At 54.3% G+C, this 26,007-nt stretch carries 24 protein-coding genes; 5 read left to right on the top strand and 19 right to left on the bottom strand.

Annotated elements, in window-relative coordinates:
• Window positions 1–10: 10 nt before the first annotated feature.
• Window positions 11–682, bottom strand: coding sequence for a MarC family NAAT transporter (locus tag AC0IXH_RS01770; RefSeq protein ID WP_013203074.1), 672 nt, complete (start codon window positions 680–682; stop codon window positions 11–13).
• A 230-nt stretch (window positions 683–912) separates the two neighbouring features.
• On the opposite strand from AC0IXH_RS01770, the gene AC0IXH_RS01765 reads away from it, so the two are divergent.
• The 3 genes from AC0IXH_RS01765 to yahO all read left to right on the top strand — a co-directional run bounded on the left by AC0IXH_RS01765 (window position 913) and on the right by yahO (window position 2,939).
• On the top strand, window positions 913–1,236 hold the full coding sequence (locus AC0IXH_RS01765) for a DUF3302 domain-containing protein (protein ID WP_013203075.1): 324 nt from the start codon (window positions 913–915) through the stop codon (window positions 1,234–1,236).
• Window positions 1,237–1,240: 4 nt separating this feature from the next.
• Complete coding sequence (locus AC0IXH_RS01760; RefSeq protein WP_471719852.1) at window positions 1,241–2,377, top strand: HlyD family secretion protein; 1,137 nt, start codon at window positions 1,241–1,243, stop codon at window positions 2,375–2,377.
• A gap of 292 nt (window positions 2,378–2,669) precedes the next feature.
• Window positions 2,670–2,939 (top strand): DUF1471 family periplasmic protein YahO, encoded by a 270-nt coding sequence (gene yahO, locus AC0IXH_RS01755; protein WP_013203077.1) that lies wholly within the window; start codon window positions 2,670–2,672, stop codon window positions 2,937–2,939.
• 135 nt (window positions 2,940–3,074) lie between these two features.
• Here yahO and AC0IXH_RS01750 read toward each other — a convergent pair whose 3' ends face one another.
• The 17 genes from AC0IXH_RS01750 to lrhA form a co-directional block, all read right to left on the bottom strand.
• Entirely contained in the window at window positions 3,075–3,524 is a 450-nt protein-coding gene (locus tag AC0IXH_RS01750) for a GNAT family N-acetyltransferase (protein WP_013203078.1), read from the bottom strand.
• A 110-nt stretch (window positions 3,525–3,634) separates the two neighbouring features.
• The gene (locus tag AC0IXH_RS01745; RefSeq protein ID WP_471719851.1) at window positions 3,635–4,972 is read right to left on the bottom strand and encodes an HdeD family acid-resistance protein; all 1,338 of its coding nucleotides are present in this window, start codon (window positions 4,970–4,972) and stop codon (window positions 3,635–3,637) included.
• 115 nt (window positions 4,973–5,087) lie between these two features.
• The gene (nuoN, locus tag AC0IXH_RS01740) at window positions 5,088–6,545 is read right to left on the bottom strand and encodes an NADH-quinone oxidoreductase subunit NuoN (protein WP_013203080.1); all 1,458 of its coding nucleotides are present in this window, start codon (window positions 6,543–6,545) and stop codon (window positions 5,088–5,090) included.
• A 6-nt stretch (window positions 6,546–6,551) separates the two neighbouring features.
• Complete coding sequence (gene nuoM, locus AC0IXH_RS01735; protein WP_013203081.1) at window positions 6,552–8,072, bottom strand: NADH-quinone oxidoreductase subunit M; 1,521 nt, start codon at window positions 8,070–8,072, stop codon at window positions 6,552–6,554.
• A 97-nt stretch (window positions 8,073–8,169) separates the two neighbouring features.
• Window positions 8,170–10,008, bottom strand: coding sequence for an NADH-quinone oxidoreductase subunit L (gene nuoL / locus AC0IXH_RS01730; protein ID WP_471719850.1), 1,839 nt, complete (start codon window positions 10,006–10,008; stop codon window positions 8,170–8,172).
• Window positions 10,005–10,307: an NADH-quinone oxidoreductase subunit NuoK gene (gene nuoK, locus AC0IXH_RS01725; protein ID WP_034894855.1), complete on the bottom strand. Its 303-nt coding sequence runs from the start codon at window positions 10,305–10,307 to the stop codon at window positions 10,005–10,007. The genes nuoL and nuoK overlap by 4 nt, the downstream gene beginning before the upstream one ends.
• Complete coding sequence (nuoJ, locus tag AC0IXH_RS01720; RefSeq protein ID WP_013203084.1) at window positions 10,304–10,858, bottom strand: NADH-quinone oxidoreductase subunit J; 555 nt, start codon at window positions 10,856–10,858, stop codon at window positions 10,304–10,306. Before nuoJ ends, nuoK begins: the two co-directional genes overlap by 4 nt.
• A gap of 10 nt (window positions 10,859–10,868) precedes the next feature.
• The gene (gene nuoI, locus AC0IXH_RS01715) at window positions 10,869–11,411 is read right to left on the bottom strand and encodes an NADH-quinone oxidoreductase subunit NuoI (protein ID WP_013203085.1); all 543 of its coding nucleotides are present in this window, start codon (window positions 11,409–11,411) and stop codon (window positions 10,869–10,871) included.
• 12 nt (window positions 11,412–11,423) lie between these two features.
• The gene (nuoH, locus tag AC0IXH_RS01710; RefSeq protein ID WP_013203086.1) at window positions 11,424–12,401 is read right to left on the bottom strand and encodes an NADH-quinone oxidoreductase subunit NuoH; all 978 of its coding nucleotides are present in this window, start codon (window positions 12,399–12,401) and stop codon (window positions 11,424–11,426) included.
• Window positions 12,398–15,124 (bottom strand): NADH-quinone oxidoreductase subunit NuoG, encoded by a 2,727-nt coding sequence (gene nuoG / locus AC0IXH_RS01705; protein WP_013203087.1) that lies wholly within the window; start codon window positions 15,122–15,124, stop codon window positions 12,398–12,400. Before nuoG ends, nuoH begins: the two co-directional genes overlap by 4 nt.
• 61 nt (window positions 15,125–15,185) lie before the next feature.
• Window positions 15,186–16,532 (bottom strand): NADH-quinone oxidoreductase subunit NuoF, encoded by a 1,347-nt coding sequence (gene nuoF / locus AC0IXH_RS01700; protein ID WP_013203088.1) that lies wholly within the window; start codon window positions 16,530–16,532, stop codon window positions 15,186–15,188.
• Window positions 16,529–17,044 (bottom strand): NADH-quinone oxidoreductase subunit NuoE, encoded by a 516-nt coding sequence (nuoE, locus tag AC0IXH_RS01695; RefSeq protein ID WP_013203089.1) that lies wholly within the window; start codon window positions 17,042–17,044, stop codon window positions 16,529–16,531. Before nuoE ends, nuoF begins: the two co-directional genes overlap by 4 nt.
• A gap of 2 nt (window positions 17,045–17,046) precedes the next feature.
• Entirely contained in the window at window positions 17,047–18,846 is a 1,800-nt protein-coding gene (nuoC, locus tag AC0IXH_RS01690; RefSeq protein ID WP_013203090.1) for an NADH-quinone oxidoreductase subunit C/D, read from the bottom strand.
• A gap of 160 nt (window positions 18,847–19,006) precedes the next feature.
• Window positions 19,007–19,681, bottom strand: coding sequence for a NuoB/complex I 20 kDa subunit family protein (locus tag AC0IXH_RS01685; RefSeq protein ID WP_013203091.1), 675 nt, complete (start codon window positions 19,679–19,681; stop codon window positions 19,007–19,009).
• Between the two features lie 15 nt (window positions 19,682–19,696).
• Window positions 19,697–20,134 carry an NADH-quinone oxidoreductase subunit A gene (locus AC0IXH_RS01680; RefSeq protein WP_013203092.1) on the bottom strand — a complete coding sequence of 146 codons (438 nt, stop codon included), beginning with the start codon at window positions 20,132–20,134 and terminating at the stop codon, window positions 19,697–19,699.
• Window positions 20,135–20,399: 265 nt separating this feature from the next.
• Window positions 20,400–20,696, bottom strand: coding sequence for a hypothetical protein (locus tag AC0IXH_RS01675; protein WP_134824624.1), 297 nt, complete (start codon window positions 20,694–20,696; stop codon window positions 20,400–20,402).
• Between the two features lie 107 nt (window positions 20,697–20,803).
• Window positions 20,804–21,730: a transcriptional regulator LrhA gene (gene lrhA, locus AC0IXH_RS01670; protein WP_013203095.1), complete on the bottom strand. Its 927-nt coding sequence runs from the start codon at window positions 21,728–21,730 to the stop codon at window positions 20,804–20,806.
• A 1,011-nt stretch (window positions 21,731–22,741) separates the two neighbouring features.
• Here lrhA and AC0IXH_RS01665 point away from each other — a divergent pair.
• Together AC0IXH_RS01665 and yfbR are read left to right on the top strand one after the other, a co-directional pair.
• Window positions 22,742–23,956 (top strand): pyridoxal phosphate-dependent aminotransferase, encoded by a 1,215-nt coding sequence (locus AC0IXH_RS01665; protein ID WP_013203097.1) that lies wholly within the window; start codon window positions 22,742–22,744, stop codon window positions 23,954–23,956.
• A 108-nt stretch (window positions 23,957–24,064) separates the two neighbouring features.
• Entirely contained in the window at window positions 24,065–24,661 is a 597-nt protein-coding gene (yfbR, locus tag AC0IXH_RS01660; protein WP_013203098.1) for a 5'-deoxynucleotidase, read from the top strand.
• A gap of 2 nt (window positions 24,662–24,663) precedes the next feature.
• Here yfbR and AC0IXH_RS01655 read toward each other — a convergent pair whose 3' ends face one another.
• The gene (locus AC0IXH_RS01655) at window positions 24,664–25,935 is read right to left on the bottom strand and encodes an SLC13 family permease (protein ID WP_013203099.1); all 1,272 of its coding nucleotides are present in this window, start codon (window positions 25,933–25,935) and stop codon (window positions 24,664–24,666) included.
• Window positions 25,936–26,007 lie beyond the last annotated feature (72 nt).

Here is a 26,007-nt window from a genome sequence, read left to right as displayed (position 1 = left end):
TTTTGTGGCTTCAGCTGGCCGGATAGGTCGAGATGATTTCCAGTATGCCGTTGATGATAAACTGCACGCCCATGCAAATCAGCAGGAAGCCCATCAGACGGGAAATGGCCTCAATTCCGCCTTTGCCCAACACGCGCATTACCCCACCCGCACTCCGCAAGCATATCCACAGCAGCACGCCTATCGACACAAAAATCAACGGTGGTGCCGCAAAGATCACCCACTCAGGAAAATCAACGCCATGACGCAGGGTTGAGGCAGAGCTGATCACCATCGCAATGGTGCCCGGACCGGCCGTGCTGGGCATCGCCAGCGGGACAAATGCAATGCTGGCCTCGGGTTCACGCGCCATCTCATCGGCTTTACTTTGCGCTTCGGGTAAACTGACGCCCTTTGCCGGCGGGAACAGCATACGAAAGCCGATAAAGGCGACAATCAGTCCACCGGCAATGCGCAGGCCCGGAATGGAAATGCCAAAGGTATTCATCACTATTTGCCCGGCATACCAGGCTACCATCAGGATAATAAACACATACAGCGAAGCCATCATGGCTTCTTTATTGCGTTCGGCACTGCTCATCTCCCCCGCCAATCCGAGGAACAGCACCACGGTGGTCAAGGGGTTGGCAAGTGGCAGCAGAACCATTAATCCCAGTCCAATCGCCCTGAGTAAATCCATCATAATGATGCTCCCAATGTGGAGAGAAACAGCCACAGAATGTAGCCAGGCTCACAGAGTATAGAGAAGGTTAACCAAACAAAATATGAATCACCCGTCAAAAATAGTCGTGAAGGCCATTAATTTCTCTGGTTTAAAATGGGACGAAATTATTAAGCGATCAGATTTAATGGCTGGCCAGTAAAGTTAAGACTATATTTAAGCCAAATTAAATCACATCATTCGAGGCGAGTATGTTTCTTGACTACTTTGCGCTGGGTGTACTGGTGTTCGTTTTTATCGTTATTTTTTACGGGATTATTATCCTGCATGATATCCCCTACCTGATAGCGAAATCACGTAATCATCCTCATGCCGATGCTATTCATGTTGCCGGTTGGGTCAGCCTGTTTACCTTACATGTCATCTGGCCATTTTTATGGATATGGGCCACCCTGTATCGTCCTGAAAGGGGCTGGGGAATGCAGAATGAAAGTGATGTTATCCAGCAATTGCAGCGACGCGTAACCGAGCTGGAGAAGAAACACCCTGACGTTAACGTGCCACCGCAGGAGTAATGTTATGGATCTGCTCATTATTCTTACCTACGTTGCGATTGCCTGGTCCATATTTAAAATCTTCAAGATCCCGGTCAATAAATGGACCGTGCCCACGGCGGTATTAGGCGGCGTATTTGTGGTTAGCGGATTGATTCTGCTGATGAATTACAATCATCCTTATACTTCCTTAGCGCAAAAGGCGGTGATTACCATCCCCGTGACGCCGCAGGTGACGGGTGTGGTCACTAAAGTCACCGACAAACAGAATGTCCATATTGAAAAAGGTGAAATGCTTTTTGAGATAGACAATACCCGCTTCCAGGCGCGGGTAGACCGGCTGCAGGCCGATCTGGTCAGCGCCATCCATAACACTCAGGCGATGAAGGGCCAACTGGATGAAGCGATTGCCAATACCTCTAATGCCACCGCCGATCGCGACCGCCTCTTCACAGACTATCAGCGCTATCTGCGGGGCAGTAAGGCCAAGGTCAATCCGTTCTCTGAAAGAGATATCGACACCGCGCGACAAAACTTTTTAGCGCAGGATGCGCTGGTAAAAGGGTCACTGGCGGAGCAGGCGCAGATTAAGAGCCAGCTGGACAGTGAGGTTAACGGCGAGCAATCGCAGATTGTCAGCCTCAGAGCCCAACTGGCGGAAGCCAAATATAACCTCGATCAAACGGTGGTTCGCGCCCCGAGCAACGGCTATGTGACGCAGGTGTTGATCCGCCCAGGCACCTATGCTGCCGCGCTGCCGTTGCGGCCGGTGATGATTTTTGTCCCCGAACAGACCCGGCAAATTATCGCTCAGTTCAGGCAAAATTCGCTGCTGCGCCTTGAGCCTGGGGATGAAGCAGAAGCGGTGTTTAATGCGTTACCGGGCGAGGTGTTCAGGGGCAAATTAATTCGCGTCCTGCCCGTGGTACCCGGTGGCGGTTATCAGGCGCAGGGTTCATTGCAGTCGCTTAACCTGACGCCCGGTTCCGATGGCGTGCTGGTGGTGATTGAGCTGGATGCCAATCCGCAGATAGATTCCCTGCCTGACGGTATCTTTGCGCAGGTAGCGATCTATTCCGACCACTTCGCCCACGTCTCGGTGATGCGCAAAGTGTTATTACGGATGACAAGTTGGATGCACTACCTGTATCTTGATCATTAATTAATAAGCAGGCTATGGAAATAAAACAGTATGATATTAATCAGCCTGACTATTTTGTCTGTGTTGTTGAGAAATAGTTATACAATAATATTTTACGCGTACAGATTAAAAGTATCCTTCATGTATTTAGGATGAAATAAATAAATTCATCACTGCATAATGGATGAAAAGCGGCTTTCATCACAAAACAAACAAATCGCATTAACGCTATTAGACAGTGTCGATTGGGCCAACTATATATTTATTAGCACAAATCATTATCCACCCACCATTCTGTTAAAAGGAAATTCCGATGAAGAAGATCGTTCTTGGCGTCGTGTTATGTGCATTTTCGATCAGTTCATTTGCTGCAGAATTGATGACGAAAAATGAGTTTAAAAAGGTTCATGACCAATATACCAAAGTAGGAAGTGTCACCACCGCAGGTGAAACCAGCGCTGCCGATGCCAAAACCGAACTGTCGAAAATGGCAGATGATAAAGGCGGCGACATCTATGTCCTGACCTCAGGAAATACCAATAAAAAGGTCCACGCTACGGCTGATGTTTACAAGAAAAAGTAACCGTCTCAACATTTCACAGAGAATGCCTGCTGCGTTAAGACAACCAATCGGGCATTCTCAGCCATCAACGCCCCTTTTCTCCCGCCGTTCCTGACCTTATCTTCGTTCCAGTCAGCGCTCAGGGACGTGTTGTGTCTATTTTTGCATATCAATGTGCGGGATATTATCTTCCAGATATTCTTCGCTGACCGGCTCAAAACCAAACCGACCATAGAAATCCTGCAGGTGGGCCTGCGCCGACAGGAAGATTTTGTGCTGCGGCCAGAAATGCTCGCAGGTGGCAACGGCCTGTTCCATCAGACGGTGCCCCAGACTCAGCCCCCGGGCTTCGCTTGAGACAATCACTCTGCCAATCTTCACCGGCTTGTCCGCCGACTCTGGCGCGAGGATGCGGGCATAGGCCAGCAGTTGCTGATCGAATATCGCCAGCAGATGGCGGTTCTCGCCCTGTAAATCAGCCCCGTCAAGATCCTGATACGGACAATTCTGTTCCACCACAAACACCGCATTCCGCAGCGCCAGCAGCTGATAAAGCTGAGCCACACTCAGCTCACTGTGGTGTAGATCCTGCCAGTACACTTCCATACTCTCTGCTCCATTATTCAGACATCTCAATAATGTACAGGTTTCTTTGCCAGAACACTGCTGCCCACTTAACAAGATTTCTTGCAGGCCACGACAGTCAGAACTTGTGGTTACATCGGGGTGTTATCCGATTTGAGTTTCTTACTCACCGCCCGCCGTAATGCCACCGCCTCGCCCAGCCGCTTATGCCAGGCGCGGCTCGTTTCGGGCTCGATCACCCTTTTCAGCAGCAGGACATAATCATGCACCAGCCCCGGCGTCCAGGTCATCTCTTCTGCCCTGCCCCTGACTAATCCGAGTAGCCAGAAGTTCGGGTCACACAGCATTCTCAGCCCGACCAGAGTTCTGTTGCCCAGCACCCCTTCAATCGCCACATCCAGCGCGTGGATCACCGTGGTTGAGCAGTTGCGCGAGGTGAGATTATAGGTGGTATCCGTCGCGTAGCGCTGCCAGTAGTTTTTTAACGCCTCAGCATTATAAATGCGAAAAGCGATCAGCCGGTCCGGTGCGCACCAGGCCACAATTTCCTCCGGCAGCGAGGGTAAAAACCGGCCGGGGACATCATTCTCTTCGCCGGCCCGGAGCACGGCACGGAAATTCCCGCTGTCGCGGTCAATCAGCTGCAGCGGGTAATGGCTGATATACAGCTCCCCCATCTCCAGCGCGGCATGTCCGGTCGAGATCACCCCGTGTTGATCGACGGCGGCAATATAGCGATCGATAACCAGCCGTCGATCCTTGACCACCGACGATCCCACCGGCGTCCAGACATGAATATTGAGCGGCGTGACCGCCGGCCGGTGGGGGAAAGGAGGATGGATATAATCGGTTGATTGCTGGCCACGCATTCCCTGAGCAGTGAACAGAGGCAGCGACATCACCGAGGCGTTCTCCCCTAACAGCCAGACGTTCCGCGCCATCATCAGCAGCGAATAGCCGGACATCAGCAGCAGAAGGGCAAAGCACAACGGAACCGTGATGTGATGATGGAACGGCCAGTTGCTGAAGACGATCAGGCTGAGGACGATTTCGATGCTGCCAATCAGCACCCCTCTGCGCCATCGCCGTCCTTGTAGTACCAGCGAAGAGGCAATCCGAAACAGGCCATCGCCTAGAAAGGCCACGCCAAACAGTAACGATGCCAGCAGGTTATTATCCCAGGGCACGTCAAACACCAGAAACGCAATAAACAGAAAGCCAATGCCTTTTGCCAGCGCAGGAAGATAAACGCGGGTGCCAATCAGCCAGCCGGACAGAAGCTGCACAATGCCCTCTACTACCAGCAAGATGGCCAGCGTATCCAGCGGCACTGAAAGCCGTCCATCCCCGGCCATATCAATAAAAATTGCCACGGAGAGCGCAATCAGCAGCAGCCCCATCACGGCCAGCAGCAGCCATCGGGGGCGCAGCGCGCGGGCGCCCATCAGCAAAAAGATCAGTCTTATCACCCGCCGTCTCCGCAAGGAACGATGTTTTAAAGCTAGCATGCGGCGCGCTATTTACCCGAACGCAGGCGAAAAAAAACGGGCTAATGTGAGCCCGTTTTTCGGTGGTCAACGTTGATTACATCAACGGTTGCGCCATCTGCACCAGCGAAATCAGTGGCTGAGGATAGATACCCAGCAGCAGCACCATAATCGCGGAAATCAGCACCACCACACCACCGGCCGTAAAGGCCCAGTTAGCCGGCGTATCACGCTGCAACAGCTCTGGCGGATTCAGGTACAGGCTGACGGTAACGCGCAGATAGTAATAAAGACCAATCGCACTACCGACCACAACCGCACCCGTCAGCCACCACAGGTGTGCACCGACACCGACTGCGATGATGTAGAACTTACCAATAAAGCCCAGCGTCATCGGGATACCGGCCAGTGACAGCATCATCACCGTCATCACCGCTGACAGGATCGGACGGTGCCAGAACAGACCACGGTAAGAGTACAGCGAGTCAGCATCCGGCCCACGGTATGGGCTGGACATCAGGCTGACCACGCCAAACGCACCGAGGCTGCTGAACAGGTAACCGGCCAGGTAAACACCGGTAGCTTCCAGCGACATCTGGTGCGTCTGAATCGCAATCAGCGCCACCAGCAGATAACCGAGGTGAGCGATGGACGAGTAACCCAGCAGACGCTTAATGTTGCTCTGCGAGATCGCCATCAGGTTACCAAACAGAATCGAGGCCACCGCGATAATCGCCAGTACCGTCCGCACGGCTTCGCTATCCGCCACCGGCGCATAGAGGAACAGGCGCATCACCACACCGAAGATGGCAATTTTGCTGGCGGTTGCCAGGAAAGTTGATACCGGTGCAGGCGCACCCTGGTAGACATCCGGCGTCCACAGCTGGAAAGGCACCAGCGACAGCTTGAAGCCCAGACCGACAATCATCATCCCCAGACCCGCCAGCAACAGCGGCGCATGGATAATGCCGTCGTTCAGGCTCTTGCCCAGTGCCACAAAGCTCAGGTTACCGGAGTCCGCGTAAATCAACGCCATCCCGAACAGCAGGAAGGACGATGCCACGGCAGACATGATGGTGTATTTGATACTGGCTTCCAGCGAGCGTTTTTGCTGGAAGGCATAGCCGACCAGGCCGAACAGCGGCAGGGAAATCAGTTCAATGCCGATAAACAGCGACGCCATATGATTGGCGCTGGCCAGCACGATGCCGCCCATTGCAGCAATCAGCACCAGCAGATAGAACTCTTCGCGGTTATCCGGGTAGCCCGCCAGCCATGGATAAGCAAAGGTGCAGGTCGCCAGGCTGGCAAGGATCACCAGTCCGGTATACAGCATCGAATACCCATCCACACGCAGCAGCGGCGTGACGTCCATCGGGCCAGCCTGGCCGACAAAGTACAGCGAGAACAGCGCAATGTTCAGGCCAATCACCGCCAGCGTGGCATTGACGAAGTGGTTGCGTCGCCACGCAATGGACAGCATCACAACTACCACCGTCAATCCGACGATCAGCAGCGGCAGAAGCGCGATCAATTGTTGAGGAGTTATTGTCATGGCGAATTACGGCCTTGTAGTTGTAATTGAAGCGGTATACCACTGCTGAATGTTACTCATCGCAGCATGTGAGGTGTCCAGAATCGGCTGTGGATAAACACCCAGCAGCACCAGCAGAACCACCAGCACCATAATCATCAGGAACTCACGGGCATTCATGCCGCGCAGAGGCGTTTCTGATTTTGGTGCGCCGTAATAAGCACGTTGCATCATGACCAGCGAGTAAACAGACGCGAACACCAGACCGAAGGTCGCGATAACGATAGTCACCGGCACGGTTTTGAAGCTTCCGGTCAGGATCATAAATTCCCCGACGAAGTTACCGGTGCCTGGCATACCCAGGTTGGCAACCGCGAAGAACAGTGACAGACCCGGTAACCATTTGATGCGTGACCACAGGCCGCCCATCTGACGCATATCACGGGTATGCAGACGCTCATACAGCTGACCACAAAGGATGAACAGTGCGGCGGCCGACAGACCGTGAGCAATCATCTGCACCACTGCGCCCTGGAACGCCAGCTGGCTGCCGGTGTAGATAGCAATCAGCACGAAGCCCATGTGCGAAATGGAGGTGTAGGCAATCAGACGCTTAATGTCGTACTGCGAGAACGCCATCCACGCGCCGTAGAAGATACCGATCAGGCCCAGCACCATCGCAATTGGGGCGAAATCGTGCGACGCATTCGGGAACAGCGGCAGGGCGAAACGCAGCAGACCGTAGGCCGCGGTTTTCAACAGGATGCCTGCCAGGTCAACCGAACCGGCGGTTGGTGCCTGACTGTGCGCATCCGGCAACCAGCCGTGCAGCGGAACCACCGGCATTTTCACCGCGAAGGCGATAAAGAAGCCCAGCATCAGCAGATATTCAACGTGCTGCGACATCGGCGTTTTCAACAGCTCTTCGTAGTTGAAGGTCCAGACGCCGGTCGCGTTGTAATGCACAAACACCAGGCCCAGAATCGCAATCAACATAATCAGGCCGCTGGCCTGGGTATAGATGAAGAACTTGGTCGCTGCGCTGATACGCGTTTTACCGTCCGATGCTTTGTGACCCCACAAGGCGATCAGGAAGTACATCGGCACCAGCATCATTTCCCAGAAGAAGAAGAACAGGAACATGTCGATGGCAAGGAACACGCCGATCACGCCGCCGAGGATCCACAGCAGGTTCAGGTGGAAGAAGCCCTGCCATTTTTCAATTTCATTCCACGAACAAAGGATCGCCATCACGCCCAGCAGGCCGGTCAGCACCACCATCAGCAGTGAGAGACCATCCAGCGCCAGATGCACGTTAATACCAAAACGTGGGATCCACGAGACGAAGAATTCAGACTGCCACTGCGGAATGCCGGCGGCCTGAGTCAGTGAGTAGCCGCCCTGCAACCAGAGTTGCAATGAGAGCGCCAGCGTCAATCCCATTGAGATCAGGGCTATCCAGCGCGGAACTTTTGCGCCGAAGCGCTCAAGCTGCCAGCAAAGCAGGCCACCGATGAACGGGATTAATATAAGCCAGGGTAATAACATGGCGGTTTTCTTCCCTTCTTTAGTCCCCCGGTCAGGGGAATTTTTTCACAATTCTTTGATGGGGTAAGGCAGACCGCCTTACCCCGCTCACTAACCTTTAGATCGTCATCAGCAGCGCCAGTACCACCACGGCACCCACGCTCATTGACGCGACATACCAGCGCAGATAGCCGTTTTCGCTGACCACCAGCCCTTTGTTCGCCAGACGGGAGAACAGAGCAGGCAGACTCATCAGGCCATCGAGAGGATCGCGTTTCAGCACCCAGGCGACGAACAGATAAGGCTTAACGAACACTTTGTCGTACAGCCAGTCGAAGCCCCAGGCCGCAAACCACCAGGTCGAGAAGAAACGACCCGGCGCGCTTTTGGCGATGCTGGTTACCAGCGTGCGTTTGCCTAACCACAGGGCGGCCGCCAGCAGGATACCGACAATGGCCACCACGCCAGAGGTGATTTCCAGCGCCAGCACGCTGCCGTGCGCCAGTTCGGTGGTATCCGGCAGAACGCCTTTCAGCGGCGGCACGATCATTGCGCCAATAAAGGTTGAGAGGACAAGCAGCACAATCAGCGGCAGGTGATGGGTGATCCCTTTGCCGGCATGTGCATGAATTTTCTCTTCGCCATGGAAGGTGATGAAGATCATTCGGAAGGTATACAGCGAGGTCATAAATGCCCCCACCAGACCTGCCACCATCAGCGTCAGATGGCCGTTCGCCAGCGCGCCAGCAAGGATTTCGTCCTTACTGAAGAAGCCAGCGGTAATCAGAGGCAGAGCTGACAGCGCCGCGCCACCCACCAGGAAGCAGACGTAGACCAGCGGGATGCTTTTACGCAGGCCACCCATCTTGAAGATATTCTGCTCGTGATGGCAGGCGAGGATCACCGAACCGGAAGAGAGGAACAGCAGCGCTTTAAAGAACGCATGGGTCATCAGGTGGAAGATCGCCGCATCCCAGGCCTGAACGCCCAGTGCGAGGAACATGTACCCAATCTGACTCATGGTTGAGTAAGCGAGAACGCGTTTGATATCGGTCTGCACCAGCGCAGCAAAACCGGCCAGCACCAGAGTGATTGCGCCGACAATGCCCACTAAATGCAGCACTTCAGGCGTCAGCAGGAACAGGCCGTGGCTACGTGCAATCAGATAGACACCGGCGGTCACCATGGTTGCCGCGTGGATCAGTGCCGAAACCGGTGTTGGACCGGCCATCGCATCCGCCAGCCACGTTTGCAACGGCAGCTGTGCTGATTTACCGACGGCACCGCCCAGCAGCATCAACGTTGCCCACTGCAACATATGATTGTCTGCAGCGAAGTGCGCAGGCGCCAGCTCGACCATTTCACGGAAGTTCAGCGTACCCAGCTCGTTGTAAAGAATGAACAACGCAAAGGCCAGGAACACGTCACCCACACGGGTGATGATGAAAGCTTTCATCGCCGCCGCGCCGTTTTTCGGGTCGGTGTAATAGAAGCCAATCAGCAGGTAAGAGCAGAGGCCCACCCCTTCCCAACCCAGATACATCAGCATCAGGTTATCGGCCAGCACCAGAACCACCATGCTGGCGATAAACAGGTTGGTATAGGCAAAGAAGCGGGAATAGCCCTCTTCTCCACGCATATACCAGGAGGCGAACATGTGGATAAAGAAGCCCACACCGGTCACCACCGACAACATGGTCAGCGACAGGCCGTCCAGCGTGAAGTTGACGTCGATCTTAAAGTTGCCAACCTGCATCCAGGTCCACAGCGCCTGCGTGTAAGGCGCCTGACCCTGACTGAAGAAGTCCATGCCAACGAAGACCGTGGTCAGCGCCGCCAGACCGACGGAACCCATACCCACAGTGGCCGAAAGATTTTCTGACCAGCGGCCGCGAGAAAAGGCCAGCAGCAGAAAGCCAATCAGCGGAAAAAGTACTGTTAAATAGAGAAGATTCATCCGCGCATCTCGCTCACTTTATCAATGTTGAGGTTCTGGCTGCGACGATGGAGCTGAAGCAGCAGCGCCAGGCCAATACTGGCCTCGGCAGCAGCAAGGCTGATCGCCAGGATATACATCACCTGTCCGTCTGCCTGTCCCCAGTAGCTGCCCGCGACCACGAACGCCAGTGCTGCGGCGTTAATCATGATTTCAAGGCTAATCAACATAAACAGCAGGTTACGACGGATTACCACGCCCGTCAGTCCAAGGACAAACAGGATGGCTGCCAGAATCAGGCCGTGTTGAAGAGGGATCATGCGCGTTCCTCCTTGTTGCTTTTCGGTGCGTCACCCGGACGGTTGCTCAGGACTTCGCCCTGACGCTGTTCGCGTCCGATGTGGTAAGCCACCACCAGACCCGCCAGCAGCAGCATGGAAGCCAGTTCAACCGCCAGAACATAAGGACCAAACAGGCTGATGCCGACCGCTTTCGCGTCGATCATCGTGCCATCAATGCCCTGGTCGTTAACGGAGCGGATGGCGTAAATCATCACGCCCAGCAGCACCAGCGACAGGACGCCGGGTCCGATCCACACGGTCGGTTTCAGCCACTCGCGTTCCTGCGCTTGCACGCTCTCACCGAGGTTCAGCATCATGACCACAAAGACGAACAGCACCATGATCGCACCGGCATAAACGATGATTTCCAGCGCACCGGCAAAGTAAGCCCCGAGCGAGAAAAACACCCCGGCAACGGCCAGCAGGGAGATGATCAGATACAGCAGTGCGTGGACCGGGTTGGTGTGGGTGATAACACGCAACGTTGTCAGCACCGCCACCAGTCCGCAAAGATAAAAAGCAAATTCCATGCCTGGCTCCTTAAGGTAACAAGCCCTTGACGTCGATAGGTTTGGCTTCGTTTTCAGCGTCGCCCTTGTCTTTCCCGTCGATCGCCATACCCGCCATCCGGTAAAAGTTATATTCCGGGTATTTACCCGGGCCGGAAATCAGCAGGTTTTCTTTTTCATACACCAGATCCTGACGCTTAAACTCGCCCAGTTCGAAGTCTGGGGTAAGCTGAATCGCAGTGGTCGGGCAAGCCTCTTCACACAGGCCACAGAAGATGCAGCGCGAGAAGTTGATACGGAAAAATTCTGGATACCAGCGTCCATCCTGCGTTTCTGCTTTCTGCAACGAAATACAGCCAACCGGACAGGCTACCGCACACAGGTTACAGGCTACGCAGCGTTCCTGGCCGTCCGGATCGCGGGTTAACACGATACGGCCACGGTAACGTGGCGGCAGGTAAACCGGCTCTTCCGGATACATCATGGTTTCACGCTTGGCGAACGCGTTCATCCCAATCAGGAAGATACTGCGAACCGTGGTGCCGAATCCCACCACCAGGTCTTTTAATGTCATTATCTTTACCCCTTACTGCGCGTTGTAAAGAATCACTGCGGCAGTTGCCAGCAGGTTCAACAGCGTCAACGGCAAACAAACTTTCCAGCCGAACGACATCACCTGGTCATAGCGTGGGCGCGGTAACGCAGCACGGATCAGAATGAACATCATCATGAAGAACGCCGTTTTGATGGCGAACCAGATAACCGGTGGCAACCATGGGCCGTTCCAGCCGCCGAAGAACAGCGTTACGATCAGCGAAGAAACCGTCACGATACCGACATACTCACCAACGAAGAACAGGCCGAACTTCATACCGGCATATTCAATGTGGTAACCGTCGGCCAGTTCCTGCTCGGCTTCCGGCTGGTCAAATGGATGACGGTGACATACCGCAACGCCGGCAATGGCGAAGGTCAGGAAGCCAAGGAACTGTGGCACGATATTCCACAAATGTTGCTGGCTGTTGACGATATCGACCATATTGAACGAACCGGCCTGTGCGACAACGCCCATCAGCGACAGGCCGAGGAACACTTCGTAGCTCAGGGTCTGCGCCGAGGCACGCATCGCGCCCAGCAGGGAGTATTTGTTGTTACTGGACCAGCCAGCAAACAGCACCGCATACACCGCCAGACCCGCCATCATCAGGAAGAACAGCAGACCGATATTCAGGTCCGCGCCCATCCAGGTGGAGGTCACCGGCACGATAGCCATCGCCAGCAGTAAAGAGGTGAAGGCAATCATTGGCGCCAGGGTAAAGATCACCCGGTCGGTAAACGGCGGCGTCCAGTCTTCTTTGAAGAACATTTTGATCATGTCCGCCACCAGCTGAAGCGAGCCGCCCCAGCCAACGCGGTTTGGTCCGTAACGGTTCTGGAACAGACCAAGCAGACGACGTTCGCCAAAGCTCATAAATGCGCCACAGCCAACGACCACAAACAGGATCACTAACGCTTTACCTACGGCAATCAGAACATCGATAACTTCCGGTGTCAGCCAGCTCATTGTGCCGCCTCCTGCAGATTGTCAATGTTGGCACCCAACAGGAATGGCGGGATACCCGGCAGACCTAATGGCAGACCAACCTGCCCTGCCTGCAACGTTTCAGAGAAACGCACGGGAAGACGCAGGGTTTCACCGGCACAGCTGAACTCGACTTCCGTCCCGGCATTGACGCCAAGCGTTGCCGCATCCGCCGGGTTCACCATCACATACGCCTCAGGCATACGCTGCTGGATCACGCCGGAGCGCTGGGTCATCTCTTCGCTGCCGAACAGGTGGAAGTAAGGCGCGACGCGGAAGTTATTTGCCTGACCGGCAAACACCTCGGGAACCGCATCAAACCAGTCAAGCTGCGCATCGCCGGCTTCAAACAGACGCACGCCCGGATCGCCGTTACGCAGTTTTCCGCCCACTTCGTCCTGGAATTTGTTCCAGGCCTGTGGGGAGTTCCAGCCTGGCGCCCAGGCAAACGGGATCTGCGAACGGGCGGCAGACGGCTGGTTGTTCCCTTCCATGGAGAAGGCGAACATGGTGTCTTTGTCCTGCGGCTGACGCGGTTCGTGCACGCTGATATTGGCGCGCATCGCGGTACGACCACTTGAACGCGCCGGGGAACGGGCCAGTTTCTGACCACGAATACGGAAGCTGGCATCCGGTGCCGCGTCTTTGATCCCCGCCAGCTGCGGCAGTGCTGCAATACAGGCATCAATCACGTGATCCAGTTGGGTCCAGTCCGGCTGACGGCTGGTGATTGTGCTGGACAGCGAGTGCAGCCAGCGCCAGCTTTCCAGCATTTCAACGGTGGTGTCATAGTAAGCCGGGTCATAAACCTGGAAGAAGCGCTGTGCGCGGCCTTCCTGATTCACCACGGTGCCATCGCTTTCCGCGAAGCTGGCCGTTGAGAGGATCAAACCGGCTTTTTCCGTGGTCGCTGTCCGCTGGTGATCGATGACAATCACGTTGGAGACGTTGCTCAGCGCCGCATCGACTTTTGCTTTCGGAGCCTGACGATAAAGGTCGTTTTCCAGCACGATAACCGCATCGGCTGCGCCGCTTTCCAGTTCGTCCAGCGCCGTTTCCAGCGGGTTACCGCCAATCAGGCCGAGGCCAACGCTGTTTGCCGCACCGGCCAGCAGCGTGATACCCACGTCCGATCCGCGTCCTTTCAGCGCTTTCGCCACGTTGGCCGCCGCCTGAATCATCGCTTCGCTGCCCGCATGAACGCCAGAGATAATCAGTGGCTTTCTTGCGCCGGCCAGCGCCTGAACGATCACATCAATTTTGCCTGCCAGTGAACGATCGATGCCGCTCACCGCCGGTGCCGTTTCGTCCAGCGCGTTAGCGATCGCGAAACCTAAACGCGCCTGATCTTCGACCGGCGCGCAGTAGGTCCACGCGGCGATGTCATCCAGACGGGTTTTATCGACGTTAGTGACGAACAGCGGATGCTTGGCGTTCTGACCGATGTTGAGGATCGCCGCGATCTGCCAGTCTGCCACTTTCTGGGCCGCTGCCATCTCACGCGATTTCCCTTTCACCGCCTGACGCACCGAGAGCGCAACGCGCGCACCGACCTGAGTCAGATCTTCGCCCAGCACCAGCACCGCATCGTAGCTTTCAATTTCACGCAGCGCCGGGGTGTGGACACCACTGTCGCGCAGTACGTTCAGCATCAGCTCCAGACGCGCCTGCTCGGCTGCCGGAATACCGGTGGAAAAGTTTGCGGCACCGACCAGCTCACGCAGCGCAAAGTTGCTCTCTACGCTGGCACGCGGTGAACCGATACCGATCACTTTCTTCGCCTGACGCAACACGTCTGCGGCACCCTGCATGGCCTGATCGGCGTTCAGCGCGATCCAGTCATTGCCACGGCGCTGCATAGGATGGCGTGGACGATCTTTCAGGTTCACATAGCCATAACCAAAGCGGCCACGGTCACAGAGGAAGTAGTGGTTGATGACGCCGTTATAGCGGTTCTCGATGCGGCGAATTTCGCCATAACGCTCACCCGGGCTGGTGTTACAACCGATGCTGCACTGCTGGCAGATGCTCGGGGCGTACTGCATGTCCCATTTACGGTTATAACGCTCTGAGTGCGTTTTATCGGTGAACACGCCGGTTGGGCAGACTTCGACCAGGTTACCGGAGAATTCGCTTTCCAACGTACCGTCTTCCGGACGACCGAAGTAGACGTTGTCGTGAGCGCCATAGACACCCAGATCGGTGCCGTCGGCATAATCTTTGTAGTAACGCACGCAGCGATAACAGGCGATACAGCGGTTCATTTCATGGGAAATGAACGGGCCGAGATCCTGATTACGGTGAGTACGTTTAGTGAAGCGGTAGCGACGGAAGCTGTGGCCGGTCATCACGGTCATATCCTGAAGGTGGCAGTTACCGCCCTCTTCGCAGACCGGACAATCGTGTGGGTGGTTGGTCATCAGCCACTCCACCACGCTTTCGCGGAACTCTTTCGCTTCGCCATCGTCAATCGAGATGAACGTCCCGTCGGACGCTGGTGTCATACAGGACATCACCAGGCGACCACGGGTATCTTCGGCATTCTGGAATTGCTTCACCGCACACTGGCGGCAGGCACCGACGCTACCGAGCGCCGGGTGCCAGCAAAAATAAGGAATATCTAAGCCGAGGGAGAGGCAAGCCTGAAGCAGGTTGTCCGCACCATCAACATCATATTCTTTACCGTCTACATGAATTGTAGCCATAGTGAACATGCTTCCGTAAGGCTCGTCTGAGACGAGCGTTAATCAATTCAAATCTGCAGTGTTACCAGCGCGCCTTTAACAGGTTTGGCTGGATACCGGCAATCGCGTGCGCATTGCTATAGACCTGAGGCGCGATACCCGCCTCAAACTCTTCGCGGAAATATTTGATCGCGCTTTGCAGTGGCTCTACTGCACCTGGCGCGTGCGCACAGAAGGTTTTACCCGGGCCGAGCTGGCGGCAAAGTTGCAGCAGGGTTTCGATATCGCCCGGCTGCCCTTCTTTGCGCTCCAGCGCGCGGAGGATTTTCACACTCCACGGCAGGCCATCACGGCATGGCGTACACCAGCCGCAGGATTCACGGGCAAAAAACTCTTCCAGGTTACGCACCAGCGACACCATGCCGATTTCGTGATCGACGGCCATCGCCAGCGCCGTTCCCAGACGACTTCCGGCTTTACCAATGCTGGCAAATTCCATCGGCAGGTCGAGATGAGATTCGGTCAGGAAGTCCGTCCCTGCACCGCCTGGCTGCCAGGCTTTGAATTTCAGGCCATCGCGCATGCCGCCGGCGTAATCCTCAAGGATCTCACGGGCGGTGGTGCCAAACGGCAGCTCCCAGACGCCTGGGTTTTTTACCCGACCGGAGAAGCCCATCATTTTGGTGCCGGTGTCATCGCTGGTTGAAATGCCTTTGTACCAGTCAACGCCGTTGGCGAGGATCGCCGGAACGTTAGACAGGGTTTCCACGTTGTTCACGCAGGTCGGCTTGCCCCAGGCACCTGCAGATGCAGGGAATGGCGGCTTGGAGCGCGGGTTAGCGCGACGTCCTTCCAGCGAGTTAATCAGCGCGGTTTCTTCACCACAGATATAACGGCCCGCACCGGTGTGAACGATCAGCTCGAAGTCAAAACCGGTTCCAAGGATATTTTTCCCCAGGTAACCGGCTTCGGTCGCTTCCGCAATCGCCCGACGTAAGTTCACTGCTGCTTCGATGTATTCGCCGCGCAGGAAGATGTACCCACGGTAGGTTTTCAGCGCGAATGCACTGATCAGCATGCCTTCCACCAGCTGGTGCGGCATTTGCTCCATCAACAGACGGTCTTTATAGGTGCCCGGCTCCATTTCATCGGCGTTACACAGCAGGTAACGGATGTTCATGGATTCGTCTTTCGGCATCAGGCTCCACTTCAGACCGGTTGAGAAGCCTGCGCCACCGCGACCTTTCAGGCCGGAGTCTTTTACCGCTGCCACAATTTCATCCTGTGACATGGTTTTCAGCGCTTTATCAGCACCGGCGTAACCGTTTTTGCTGCGGTATTCGTCAAAGAACACCGGCTGCTTGTCGTCACGCAGACGCCAGGTCAGCGGATGCATTTCGGCAGTACGAATGATCTGTTTGAATGTCATTGATACTGCTCCAGTAAGTTGACGATGTTTTCCGGCGTCAGGTGAACGTGAGTATCTTCGTCCACCATCATCGTCGGGCCCTTGTCACAGTTGCCGAGGCAGCAGGTTGGCAACAGCGTAAAGCGGCCATCCGCCGTGGTCTGGCCAGGTTTGATATTCAGGTTGTCTTCTAACGCGGCCTGAATGCCCTGGAAACCGGTGATATGGCACACCACGCTGTCGCAATAGCGGATCACGTGACGGCCGACCGGCTGACGGAAGATCTGGCTGTAAAACGTTGCCACGCCTTCAACATCACTGGCTGGAATGCCCAGCACATCAGCAATGGCATGGATCGCGCCATCCGGCACCCAGCCACGCTGTTTCTGCACAATTTTCAGTGCTTCAATCGACGCGGCGCGGGCATCTTCGTAATGGTGCTTCTCATGCTCGATAGCGTCACGTTCCAACGTGCTCAGCACAAAAGCGTTGTTATCCTCGATCGTTTCGATCGCAATTCTTTGATCGTGCATAATTAGCGGTCCACGTCTGACATAACAAAATCGATACTACCGAGGTATACGATCAGATCGGATACCAGGCTGCCGTTGATCACTGACGGGATCTGCTGCAGGTGCGGGAAGCTCGGCGTGCGCACACGGGTGCGGTAGCTCATGGTGCTGCCGTCGCTGGTCAGGTAGTAACTGTTGATCCCTTTCGTCGCTTCAATCATCTGGAAGGATTCGTTGGCCGGCATCACCGGGCCCCACGACACCTGCAGGAAGTGAGTAATCAGGGTTTCGATATGCTGCAGCGTGCGCTCTTTCGGTGGCGGCGTTGTCAGCGGGTGATCCGCTTTGAACGGGCCTTCCGGCATGTTGTTCAGACACTGTTCAAGAATGCGCAGACTCTGGCGCATCTCTTCCATCTTCAGCATCACACGGGTGTAAGCACAGCTCACGCCATCGCCAATCGGAATTTCGAAGTCGAAGTTTTCGTAGCCGGAGTACGGACGCCATTTACGCACATCGAAGTCCAGCCCCGTCGCACGCAGACCGGCGCCGGTGGTGCCCCAGGCTAACGCTTCTTCCATGTTGTAGGCAGAAACGCCTTTCGAACGGGCGATCAACACCGAGTTTTTCAGCGCGGTTTGCTCGTACGCCTTCAGACGTTTTGGCAGCCAGTTGATGAACTCACGCAGCAGGCCTTCCCAGCCTTTCGGCAGGTCGTGCGCCACGCCGCCAATGCGGAACCAGGCCGGATGCATACGGAAACCGGTGATGGCTTCAACCACGTCGTAAATTTTCTGGCGATCGGTAAAGGCAAAGAACACCGGAGACATCGCCCCAACGTCCTGAATAAAGGTCGAGATATACAGCAGGTGGCTGTTTATACGGAACAGCTCTGAAAGCATCACGCGGATCACGTCAACGCGCTCGGGCACCTTGATACCGGCCAGCTTTTCAACCGCCAGCACGTACGGCATTTCGTTTACGCAACCGCCAAGGTATTCGATGCGGTCAGTGTAAGGAATGTAGCTGTGCCAGGACTGACGTTCGCCCATCTTCTCTGCGCCACGGTGGTGGTAACCCACGTCCGGCACACAGTCGACAATCTCTTCGCCATCCAGCTGCAGAATGATGCGGAAAGCACCGTGCGCTGACGGGTGGTTAGGCCCGAGGTTGAGGAACATAAAGTCCTCAGTCGCGTTGCCCCGCTTCATGCCCCAGTCTTCCGGCTTGAAGGTCATCTGCTCCATCGCCAAATCTTCCGTTTTCTTGGTCAGTTCAAACGGATCGAATTCGGTGGCGCGTGCCGGATAGTCTTTACGCAGCGGATGCCCTTCCCAGTCCTGCGGCATCATGATGCGCGTCAGGTGCGGGTGGCCATCAAAGGTGATGCCGAACATTTCCCAGGTTTCACGCTCATACCAGTTGGCATTGGCGAAAATTTTGGTGACGGTTGGCACATGCAGGTCGTTTTCAGACAACGCCACCTTGAGCATGATGTCACGGTTACGTTCAATGGAAATGAAGTGATAGAAAACGGAAAAATCCGCGGCAGGTAAACCGGCGCGGTGAGTACGAAGACGCTCATCCATCCCATGTAAGTCATACAGCATCACATAAGGTTTTGGCAGCTTGCGTAAGAATTCTACGATCTCCAGCAGCTGTTCACGCTTCACCCACACCACCGGCACGCCGGTACGGGTAGGCTGAACGGTGAAGGCATCAGGCCCAAAACGGTTACGCAGCTCGCCGATCACCGGGTCATCCTGGTGATCACGGGTTTGCCATTCAGGCTGAGCGAGATCTTGCGTGGTCAAATCTGTCATAAGTTGTTCACCCTGTGGGCCTGCAGGCAGGCACTCAGTATTGGCGTCAGGATGGACCGTGCGCGTGTTGTGATTTTTATACGCTGCCGGGCATCCATAAACTGCTCTACCTGCTGTTCTGACGCTGCGAAGGCTCGCAACGTCTTAATGGCGGTAGCGGTTAAATTTCGTCAGGTGTGCGCAGGTTGGTGACGGCAATACGTTCAGCCTGCTTTCTTTCGCGCTCGGACTGCATATTGGCGCGATAAACACCCTGATCGCCCACCACCCACGAGAGCGGCCGACGCTCTTTACCAATGGATTCCTGCAGCAGCAGCAGTGCCTGCATGTAGGCTTCTGGGCGCGGTGGGCAACCCGGAATATAGACGTCAACAGGCAGGAATTTATCCACGCCCTGCACCACCGAGTAGATGTCATACATCCCGCCCGAGTTGGCACAGGCACCCATCGAGATCACCCACTTTGGCTCCAGCATCTGGTCATACAGACGTTGAACCACCGGTGCCATTTTGGTGAAGCAGGTTCCTGCAACCACCATAAAGTCGGCCTGACGTGGCGAGGCACGGATAACTTCCGAACCAAAACGCGCCACGTCGTGCACCGAGGTGAACGAGGTGGTCATTTCGACGTAACAGCAGGAGAGACCGAAGTTAAACGGCCAGAGTGAGTTTTTGCGTCCCCAGTTCACCATGTCGTGCATGGCATGTTCTAACTTGCCCATGTAGACGTTTTGATGAACGTGTTTTTCCAGGGGATCGGTGACGATCTCCTGTTTCTGTAATGGGTAACGGTCATTCTCGCCGTTCGGGTCCGCGCGGGTGAGCGTATAGTCCATCTTTAAGCCTCGCTTTTACTGCGTATGACGGTTGGAATGCGAGATGGTAGTGGGTTTGACAACGACACGACGAGGTGCAGGAGCCCAATCCAGCGCGCGGATCCGCACCAGATAAACCAAACCAGCCAGCAGTACCAAAATGAAAATTGTGGCTTCCACGAAGCCGATCCAGCCGCTTTCACGGATGGCAGTCGACCAGGCGTATAAATAGAGGGCTTCAACGTCGAAGATGACGAAGAACATGGCCACCAGGTAGAACTTGGCAGACATTCGAAGGTGGGTCGTTCCTACCGCAGGGGCTCCGGACTCGAAAGGCGTGTTGGTATAGCGTCCACGGGCTTTTCCGCCTAAAAACCATGCTCCGGCCAACATTGCGCAGCAAAGGCCAATTGCGACGATCAGGAATACGGCAAAAGCCCAGTGATGGGCGATAACTTCAGTAGTTGTAGACATACGCTCTGCTTAACTCAACTCGGGGTGCCCGGTATTCTGCTCTGTAATTGGCAGTTGACCTACCCCATCGATTCAAGGGAAAAATAAAAAACCTTATAAACTTTGCTGACTTTTTTGATTAGGCAGCGATTTTATGTGGTTTTTTACTCCTTTCTATAACCTTCTGTCAACTTTGACAAAAGTATCCACACATTAATTTACACCCGCAGCATTTATTTAACATATGATGCGCAGAAAGTGAGCTAAATCGAGTCAGTTCAGCTTCTCAGTCAAAGTGTAGCGGGTATTTCCCTGTGCGGATCGCGGATTTAACAACGCCTATTTTGGCAGGATTCTGCGGGTTTTCCTTCCCCTTATTGGGGCTATTTTTTTGATCCAGCACACACTTTTGCCTTTTATGAGTTAAAAAGCAGCGCAATTCAGTGCGCAAAATCAATTCACTAAATAGTTTCTTCGCTGACAGAAATTGTCCAAAACAGGGAAAATCTGTCGCGGAGGGTTTTTGCATCAGCAGGGAAATTTGCGGGGAATTTTGCGGCAAAAAAGGGCGAGAAAATTTCAATAAAAAAGCCCTTCAATGCAAAGATGCACTGAAGGGCTTTATTTCCGTAAATAGTTCTTATTAAGCGTTAAAAATTAACAACTAAAAATAAACTTTTACAGCGAAACTTACTCGTCTTCATCCGTCAGCGAAGCGGCATCCTGAGCGGCAAGCGTCAGGTTGTACGGATCGTTGCTTGATTCCATGGCATTGAAGATGGCCAGCGCCAGCTCGTTGTCACTTTCCGGATTACGACACAGCAGGTATTCGGTATCAGGCAGAACCGGCAGACCTTCTGCCGCACCCATTACGCGCAGTTCCGGACTCATCATCTCAACCGGACGTGCAGTCACGCCCAGACCCGCTTTCACCGCTGCGCGGACGGCCGCAAGAGTGGAAGCAACATAAGAGATGCGCCATGGGATGCCAGCCTCGTTGAGGTGGTCAATGGCCATATCACGGTACGGGCTTGGCTCGTCCAGCAGTACCAGAGGAATCGCTTCCCCGCGCTGGAAGATATAGTCAGCGGCGCAATACCAAAGGGTCGGAGAAGTACGCAATACCTGGAAGGCGAAGTTCATCGGGCTCGAGGTGGTCACAACTAAGTCCACTTCACCCTGATTTAACATCTCCATCATGAACGGATTGCGCTTCACCCGCACATCAATCGCCAGCTTGGGATAGACAGACGTGACGCGGTTCAGCAAGAAAGGCAGGATGGTATCAGACGTATCATCAGAAGCACCGATAGTCAGTACGCCCTGAATATTGCTGTACATCAACGAAGTACAGGCTTCGTCGTTGAAACGAAGGATCTTTCTGGCATAGCCAAGAAGCTGAATACCATGTTCCGTCAGTAATTTATTACGTCCATGTCTGGCAAACAGTTCTTTGCCAACCAGTTGTTCCAGACGCTGCATCTGCTGGCTAACCGCTGATTGCGTTCTGCAAACCGCAGCTGCCGCAGCAGCAAAGGTGTTCAGATCGGCAACAGCAACAAATGTTCTCAGCAGATCGAGGTCAAGATTGAGGATCGGACGATTTGCACTAGTCATGTTTTCTTCACTTTATAAGATTTATACGAACAGCTACCCTGGTGTCATTACCTTCTGTATCAATAGGATACAGTGATAACAATGGCGTAATGCGGTGCGCTGAACTGCACGTTGCACTACTTTTTCTCGCAGACGTCAAAACTCCATCAGCCTGAATGTCCCCGGTATTAACCGCAGGTGGAGCCGATGACAGTTTGTTCCATCTGATACATCACTTCGATGTGCAGCACTGACTCATAAGAAACAGAAAGCGGCACTAATATGGTCAAATAACGCCGCCAGCCTGACAGTAATGCCTGACTACGGTGCTGATAGTGTAAAAAAACCATGTAAAATTGAAAAACCAGAACGCTGCAGATACAGCGGAAAAATGATAAGCCGTACTTAAGCTTACCGGTGACAGTATACGACGTAATATCACCTGAGAAACCTGCACGCACGGCGCAAGGTCCTCTGGTTATTATCCTGCCATACTGTCGTTTACTTTTTAAGCCCCAATCCTATTATTCTTATCAGTAAAGTAACATTTTATTGGCCGAAGCCCGGCTATCAGGCCTTCCGATACAAAAATTTATCATTCCGTGCCCGGGTGCCTGACTCAAGGTAAAGGTGGACCACTTCGACGCGGGTAACCCCCTGAAAATAGCCCTAAGCCAAACTGATTGATTTTTAACCAGTCAATTAAGACAATTTTGACAGTTACAGAGTTCATCAATCCATCGAATTTTACCAAATTCTTACATATCTAACTCTTTCAAGACCCATTAGTGCCCTTTCGCCTCAATAAGAAGACTCGCGGTTCAGTTTTTAGTTTCAGCATGATGAGAATAGTCAGCATTTTATGCCAACTCATCGGCTGCATCCCTTCCCTCCTCCCGGCCAAAACCGTTTTCTTCCGGTAAGCCACCAAAGCCTGCTGATGCCCTTCAAAAGCACCGCAGACAGGAGTACATTGTGCTGGTTTAGTTTTCCATGGCAGGAAGGCAGTTCTGCAAGTCAAAGGCGAGAGAAATGAATCCAATTGAAAAATCAAGCAAACTGGATAACGTGTGTTACGACATCCGTGGACCGGTGTTAAAAGAAGCAAAGCGTCTTGAGGAAGAAGGCAATAAGGTCCTTAAGCTGAATATCGGCAATCCAGCGCCGTTTGGTTTTGAAGCCCCCGATGAGATCCTGGTAGATGTGATCCGTAATCTGCCGAGCGCGCAGGGTTATTGTGATTCAAAAGGCCTTTACTCCGCCCGGAAAGCCATCGTTCAGCATTATCAGGCGCGCGGTATGCGCGACATGACCGTGGAAGATGTCTATATCGGCAACGGCGTTTCCGAACTGATCGTGCAGTCGATGCAGGCGTTGCTGAATATGGGCGACGAGATGCTGGTTCCGGCACCGGATTACCCACTGTGGACCGCAGCCGTGTCTCTTTCCAGCGGCAAAGCGGTGCATTACCTCTGTGACGAATCCGCCGGCTGGTTCCCGGACCTCGACGATATTCGCAGTAAAATCACCCCACGCACCCGTGGCATCGTGATTATTAACCCCAATAACCCGACCGGTGCGGTTTACAGCAAAGAGCTGTTGATGGAAGTGGTGGAAATCGCACGTCAGCATAATTTGATTATTTTTGCTGATGAGATCTACGACAAAATCCTGTACGACGCGGCACAGCATCATTCTATTGCCACGCTGGCCCCCGACCTGCTGACCATCACCTTTAACGGCCTGTCCAAAACCTATCGCGTGGCCGGTTTCCGCCAGGGTTGGATGGTGTTGAATGGCCCGAAGAAGCACGCAAAAGGCTATATCGAAGGTCTGGAAATGCTGGCATCCATGCGTCTGTGCGCCAACGTGCCTGCACAGCATGCGATTCAGACGGCATTAGGCGGCTACCAGAGCATCAGCGAGTTTATCGTCCCTGGCGGTCGGCTCTATGAGCAGCGCAACCGGGCATGGGAATTGATCAATGAGATTCCAGGCGTCAGCTGCGTTAAGCCTGACGGCGCGCTGTATATGTTCCCAAAAATTGACGCCAAGAAGTTCAATCTGCACGACGACCAGAAAATGGTACTGGACTTCCTGCTGCAAGAAAAAGTGCTGCTGGTTCAGGGCTCCGCCTTTAACTGGCCGTATCCGGACCATGTCCGAATCGTCACCCTGCCCCACGTTAACGATCTGGAAATGGCCATCAGCAAGTTTGGTCGTTTCCTCGAAGGTTACCGTCAGTAATCTGTAGCAAAACCGCCACTGACGCCGTCATCAGTATGGCGTTATACTGGCAGCTTGGGGAACGGAGCCGTCCGTTCCCCGCAGTCACGCTACAGGAAATCGCCACACATGAACCAGAGCCATTTTTTCGCCCACCTTTCCCGTCTTAAGCTGATCAATCGCTGGCCCCTGATGCGCAACGTGCGCACTGAAAATGTTTCCGAACACAGCCTGCAGGTGGCAATGGTCGCCCATGCGCTGGCGGTGATCAAAAATCAAAAATTCAATGGCAACCTGAATGCTGAACGCATCGCGATGATGGCGATCTATCATGACGCCAGCGAAGTGCTGACCGGTGATTTACCGACGCCGGTAAAGTATTACAACGCGCAAATTGCCCATGAATACAAAAAAATCGAAAAGATTGCCCAGCAAAAGCTGATTGAAATGCTGCCTGAAGAGCTGCGCAATGCTTACCGGCCGTTGCTGGATGAGCATCAGCACAGCGAAGAAGAAAAAGCGATTGTGAAACAGGCTGATGCGCTTTGCGCCTACCTGAAATGTCTGGAAGAACTCTCCGCCGGTAACCATGAATTTCAGCTGGCAAAAGCCCGGCTGGAGAAAACCCTTAGTGAGCGCCACAGCCCGGAAATGGACTACTTTGTTGAGGTGTTTGTCCCGAGCTTCAGCCTGTCGCTGGATGAAATCAGTCAGGATTCGCTGTAGCGTCAGAAGGGAAACAGTACCGGCACCAGCAACACGCTGACCACCATGATCATCAGGGTGAAGGGTACGCCAATTTTGACAAAGTCACTGAAGCGATAGCCGCCAGGGCCCATCACCAGCATGTTCACCGGTGAGGAGACTGGCGTCATAAAGGCGGCGGACGCGGCCACCGCAATAATCAGGGTAAACGGATAGGGAGACAGGCCCATCTGCTGCGCGGCGGCAATCCCGATCGGCGCCATCAGCACCGCCGTGGCGGTGTTGGAAATAAACAGTCCGACGGTGGCGCACAGGATAAACAGGCACAGCAGCATCACATGCGGACTTTTGCCGCCCGCCAGATCCATCAAGCCCTCGACGATCAACGTCACCCCACCGGTTTTCTGCAACGCTAACGCAAACGGCATCATGCCGATAATCAGGATCAGCCCCGGCCACTGAATCGCCCGATAGGCGCTCTCCATATCTATACAGCGGAATTTGCCCATCAGCAGGCAGGCTATTATCGCGGCGATCGGATTCGGAATGGCGTTGGTCAGCATCATCGCCACCATCAGTGCCATACAGAAAATTGCGTGAGGAGCCTGACTTTTTGCCGGTGCAACCTCAAGGCTATCCACCGCCGTTTTTCTGAAACTCAGCGCTCGGCCTGTACCTTTCTGCCCGGGATCTGCCAGCCATTTGCGTGCCACCAGCATATAGCCAATGCCAAGGATCAGCGCCACCATGCCCACCGGCGTAACGTCGAAGAAGCGAAATCCCGTCAACCCCTCGCGCAGCAATTCGCTGTTCACCACCAGGTTGGGGGGCGTGGCGACCAGTGTCATCATGCCGCTGATCAGACCGGCGAAGCTCAACGGCATCATCAGCCTGGCCGGTGAACTGCCCATTCTGGCCGACACGCTGAGCACCACCGGAATAAAGATGGCAACCACCCCGGTCGAACTCATAAAGGCCCCGAGTCCGGCCACCGTCAGCATCAGAAAAACCAGCATTTTCGTTTCGCTACTGCCCGCGACCCTGACCAGCCATTCCCCCATATTCAGCGCGACGCCGGTGCGCACCAGGCCTTCGCCAATCACAAACAGGGCGGCAATAAGAATCACGTTGGGATCGCTGAAACCGAGGGTGGCTTCCTGCAGGGTAAGGGTTCCGCTGAGGACAAAAGCAACGATCACACACAGCGCAATTACATCCATGCGTAATTTGCCGGAGATAAACAACAGAATGGTGATCGCCAGCAGGCTGAGGACCCAAATCAACTCATTGTTCACGGGGATCTCTGTACAGGGGAATGGCGGTACAGATCATCACATAAAAAAAACCCCGCTATAGCGGGGTTACAT

The sequence above is a fragment of the Erwinia sp. AC075 genome, assembly GCF_979253995.1.
This window is presented reverse-complemented; position numbering and strand designations above follow the sequence as displayed.

Excerpts from the sequence above, each read along its gene's own strand:
- AC0IXH_RS01770 (WP_013203074.1), bottom strand. The coding sequence starts at position 682 with ATGATGGATTTACTCAGGGCGATTGGACTGGGATTAATGGTTCTGCTG.
- AC0IXH_RS01765 (WP_013203075.1), top strand. The coding sequence starts at position 913 with ATGTTTCTTGACTACTTTGCGCTGGGTGTACTGGTGTTCGTTTTTATC.
- AC0IXH_RS01760 (WP_471719852.1), top strand. The coding sequence starts at position 1,241 with ATGGATCTGCTCATTATTCTTACCTACGTTGCGATTGCCTGGTCCATA.
- yahO (WP_013203077.1), top strand. The coding sequence starts at position 2,670 with ATGAAGAAGATCGTTCTTGGCGTCGTGTTATGTGCATTTTCGATCAGT.
- AC0IXH_RS01750 (WP_013203078.1), bottom strand. The coding sequence starts at position 3,524 with ATGGAAGTGTACTGGCAGGATCTACACCACAGTGAGCTGAGTGTGGCT.
- nuoN (WP_013203080.1), bottom strand. The coding sequence starts at position 6,545 with ATGACAATAACTCCTCAACAATTGATCGCGCTTCTGCCGCTGCTGATC.
- nuoM (WP_013203081.1), bottom strand. The coding sequence starts at position 8,072 with ATGTTATTACCCTGGCTTATATTAATCCCGTTCATCGGTGGCCTGCTT.
- nuoL (WP_471719850.1), bottom strand. The coding sequence starts at position 10,008 with ATGAATCTTCTCTATTTAACAGTACTTTTTCCGCTGATTGGCTTTCTG.
- nuoK (WP_034894855.1), bottom strand. The coding sequence starts at position 10,307 with ATGATCCCTCTTCAACACGGCCTGATTCTGGCAGCCATCCTGTTTGTC.
- nuoJ (WP_013203084.1), bottom strand. The coding sequence starts at position 10,858 with ATGGAATTTGCTTTTTATCTTTGCGGACTGGTGGCGGTGCTGACAACG.
- nuoI (WP_013203085.1), bottom strand. The coding sequence starts at position 11,411 with ATGACATTAAAAGACCTGGTGGTGGGATTCGGCACCACGGTTCGCAGT.
- nuoH (WP_013203086.1), bottom strand. The coding sequence starts at position 12,401 with ATGAGCTGGCTGACACCGGAAGTTATCGATGTTCTGATTGCCGTAGGT.
- nuoG (WP_013203087.1), bottom strand. The coding sequence starts at position 15,124 with ATGGCTACAATTCATGTAGACGGTAAAGAATATGATGTTGATGGTGCG.
- nuoF (WP_013203088.1), bottom strand. The coding sequence starts at position 16,532 with ATGACATTCAAACAGATCATTCGTACTGCCGAAATGCATCCGCTGACC.
- nuoE (WP_013203089.1), bottom strand. The coding sequence starts at position 17,044 with ATGCACGATCAAAGAATTGCGATCGAAACGATCGAGGATAACAACGCT.
- nuoC (WP_013203090.1), bottom strand. The coding sequence starts at position 18,846 with ATGACAGATTTGACCACGCAAGATCTCGCTCAGCCTGAATGGCAAACC.
- AC0IXH_RS01685 (WP_013203091.1), bottom strand. The coding sequence starts at position 19,681 with ATGGACTATACGCTCACCCGCGCGGACCCGAACGGCGAGAATGACCGT.
- AC0IXH_RS01680 (WP_013203092.1), bottom strand. The coding sequence starts at position 20,134 with ATGTCTACAACTACTGAAGTTATCGCCCATCACTGGGCTTTTGCCGTA.
- lrhA (WP_013203095.1), bottom strand. The coding sequence starts at position 21,730 with ATGACTAGTGCAAATCGTCCGATCCTCAATCTTGACCTCGATCTGCTG.
- AC0IXH_RS01665 (WP_013203097.1), top strand. The coding sequence starts at position 22,742 with ATGAATCCAATTGAAAAATCAAGCAAACTGGATAACGTGTGTTACGAC.
- yfbR (WP_013203098.1), top strand. The coding sequence starts at position 24,065 with ATGAACCAGAGCCATTTTTTCGCCCACCTTTCCCGTCTTAAGCTGATC.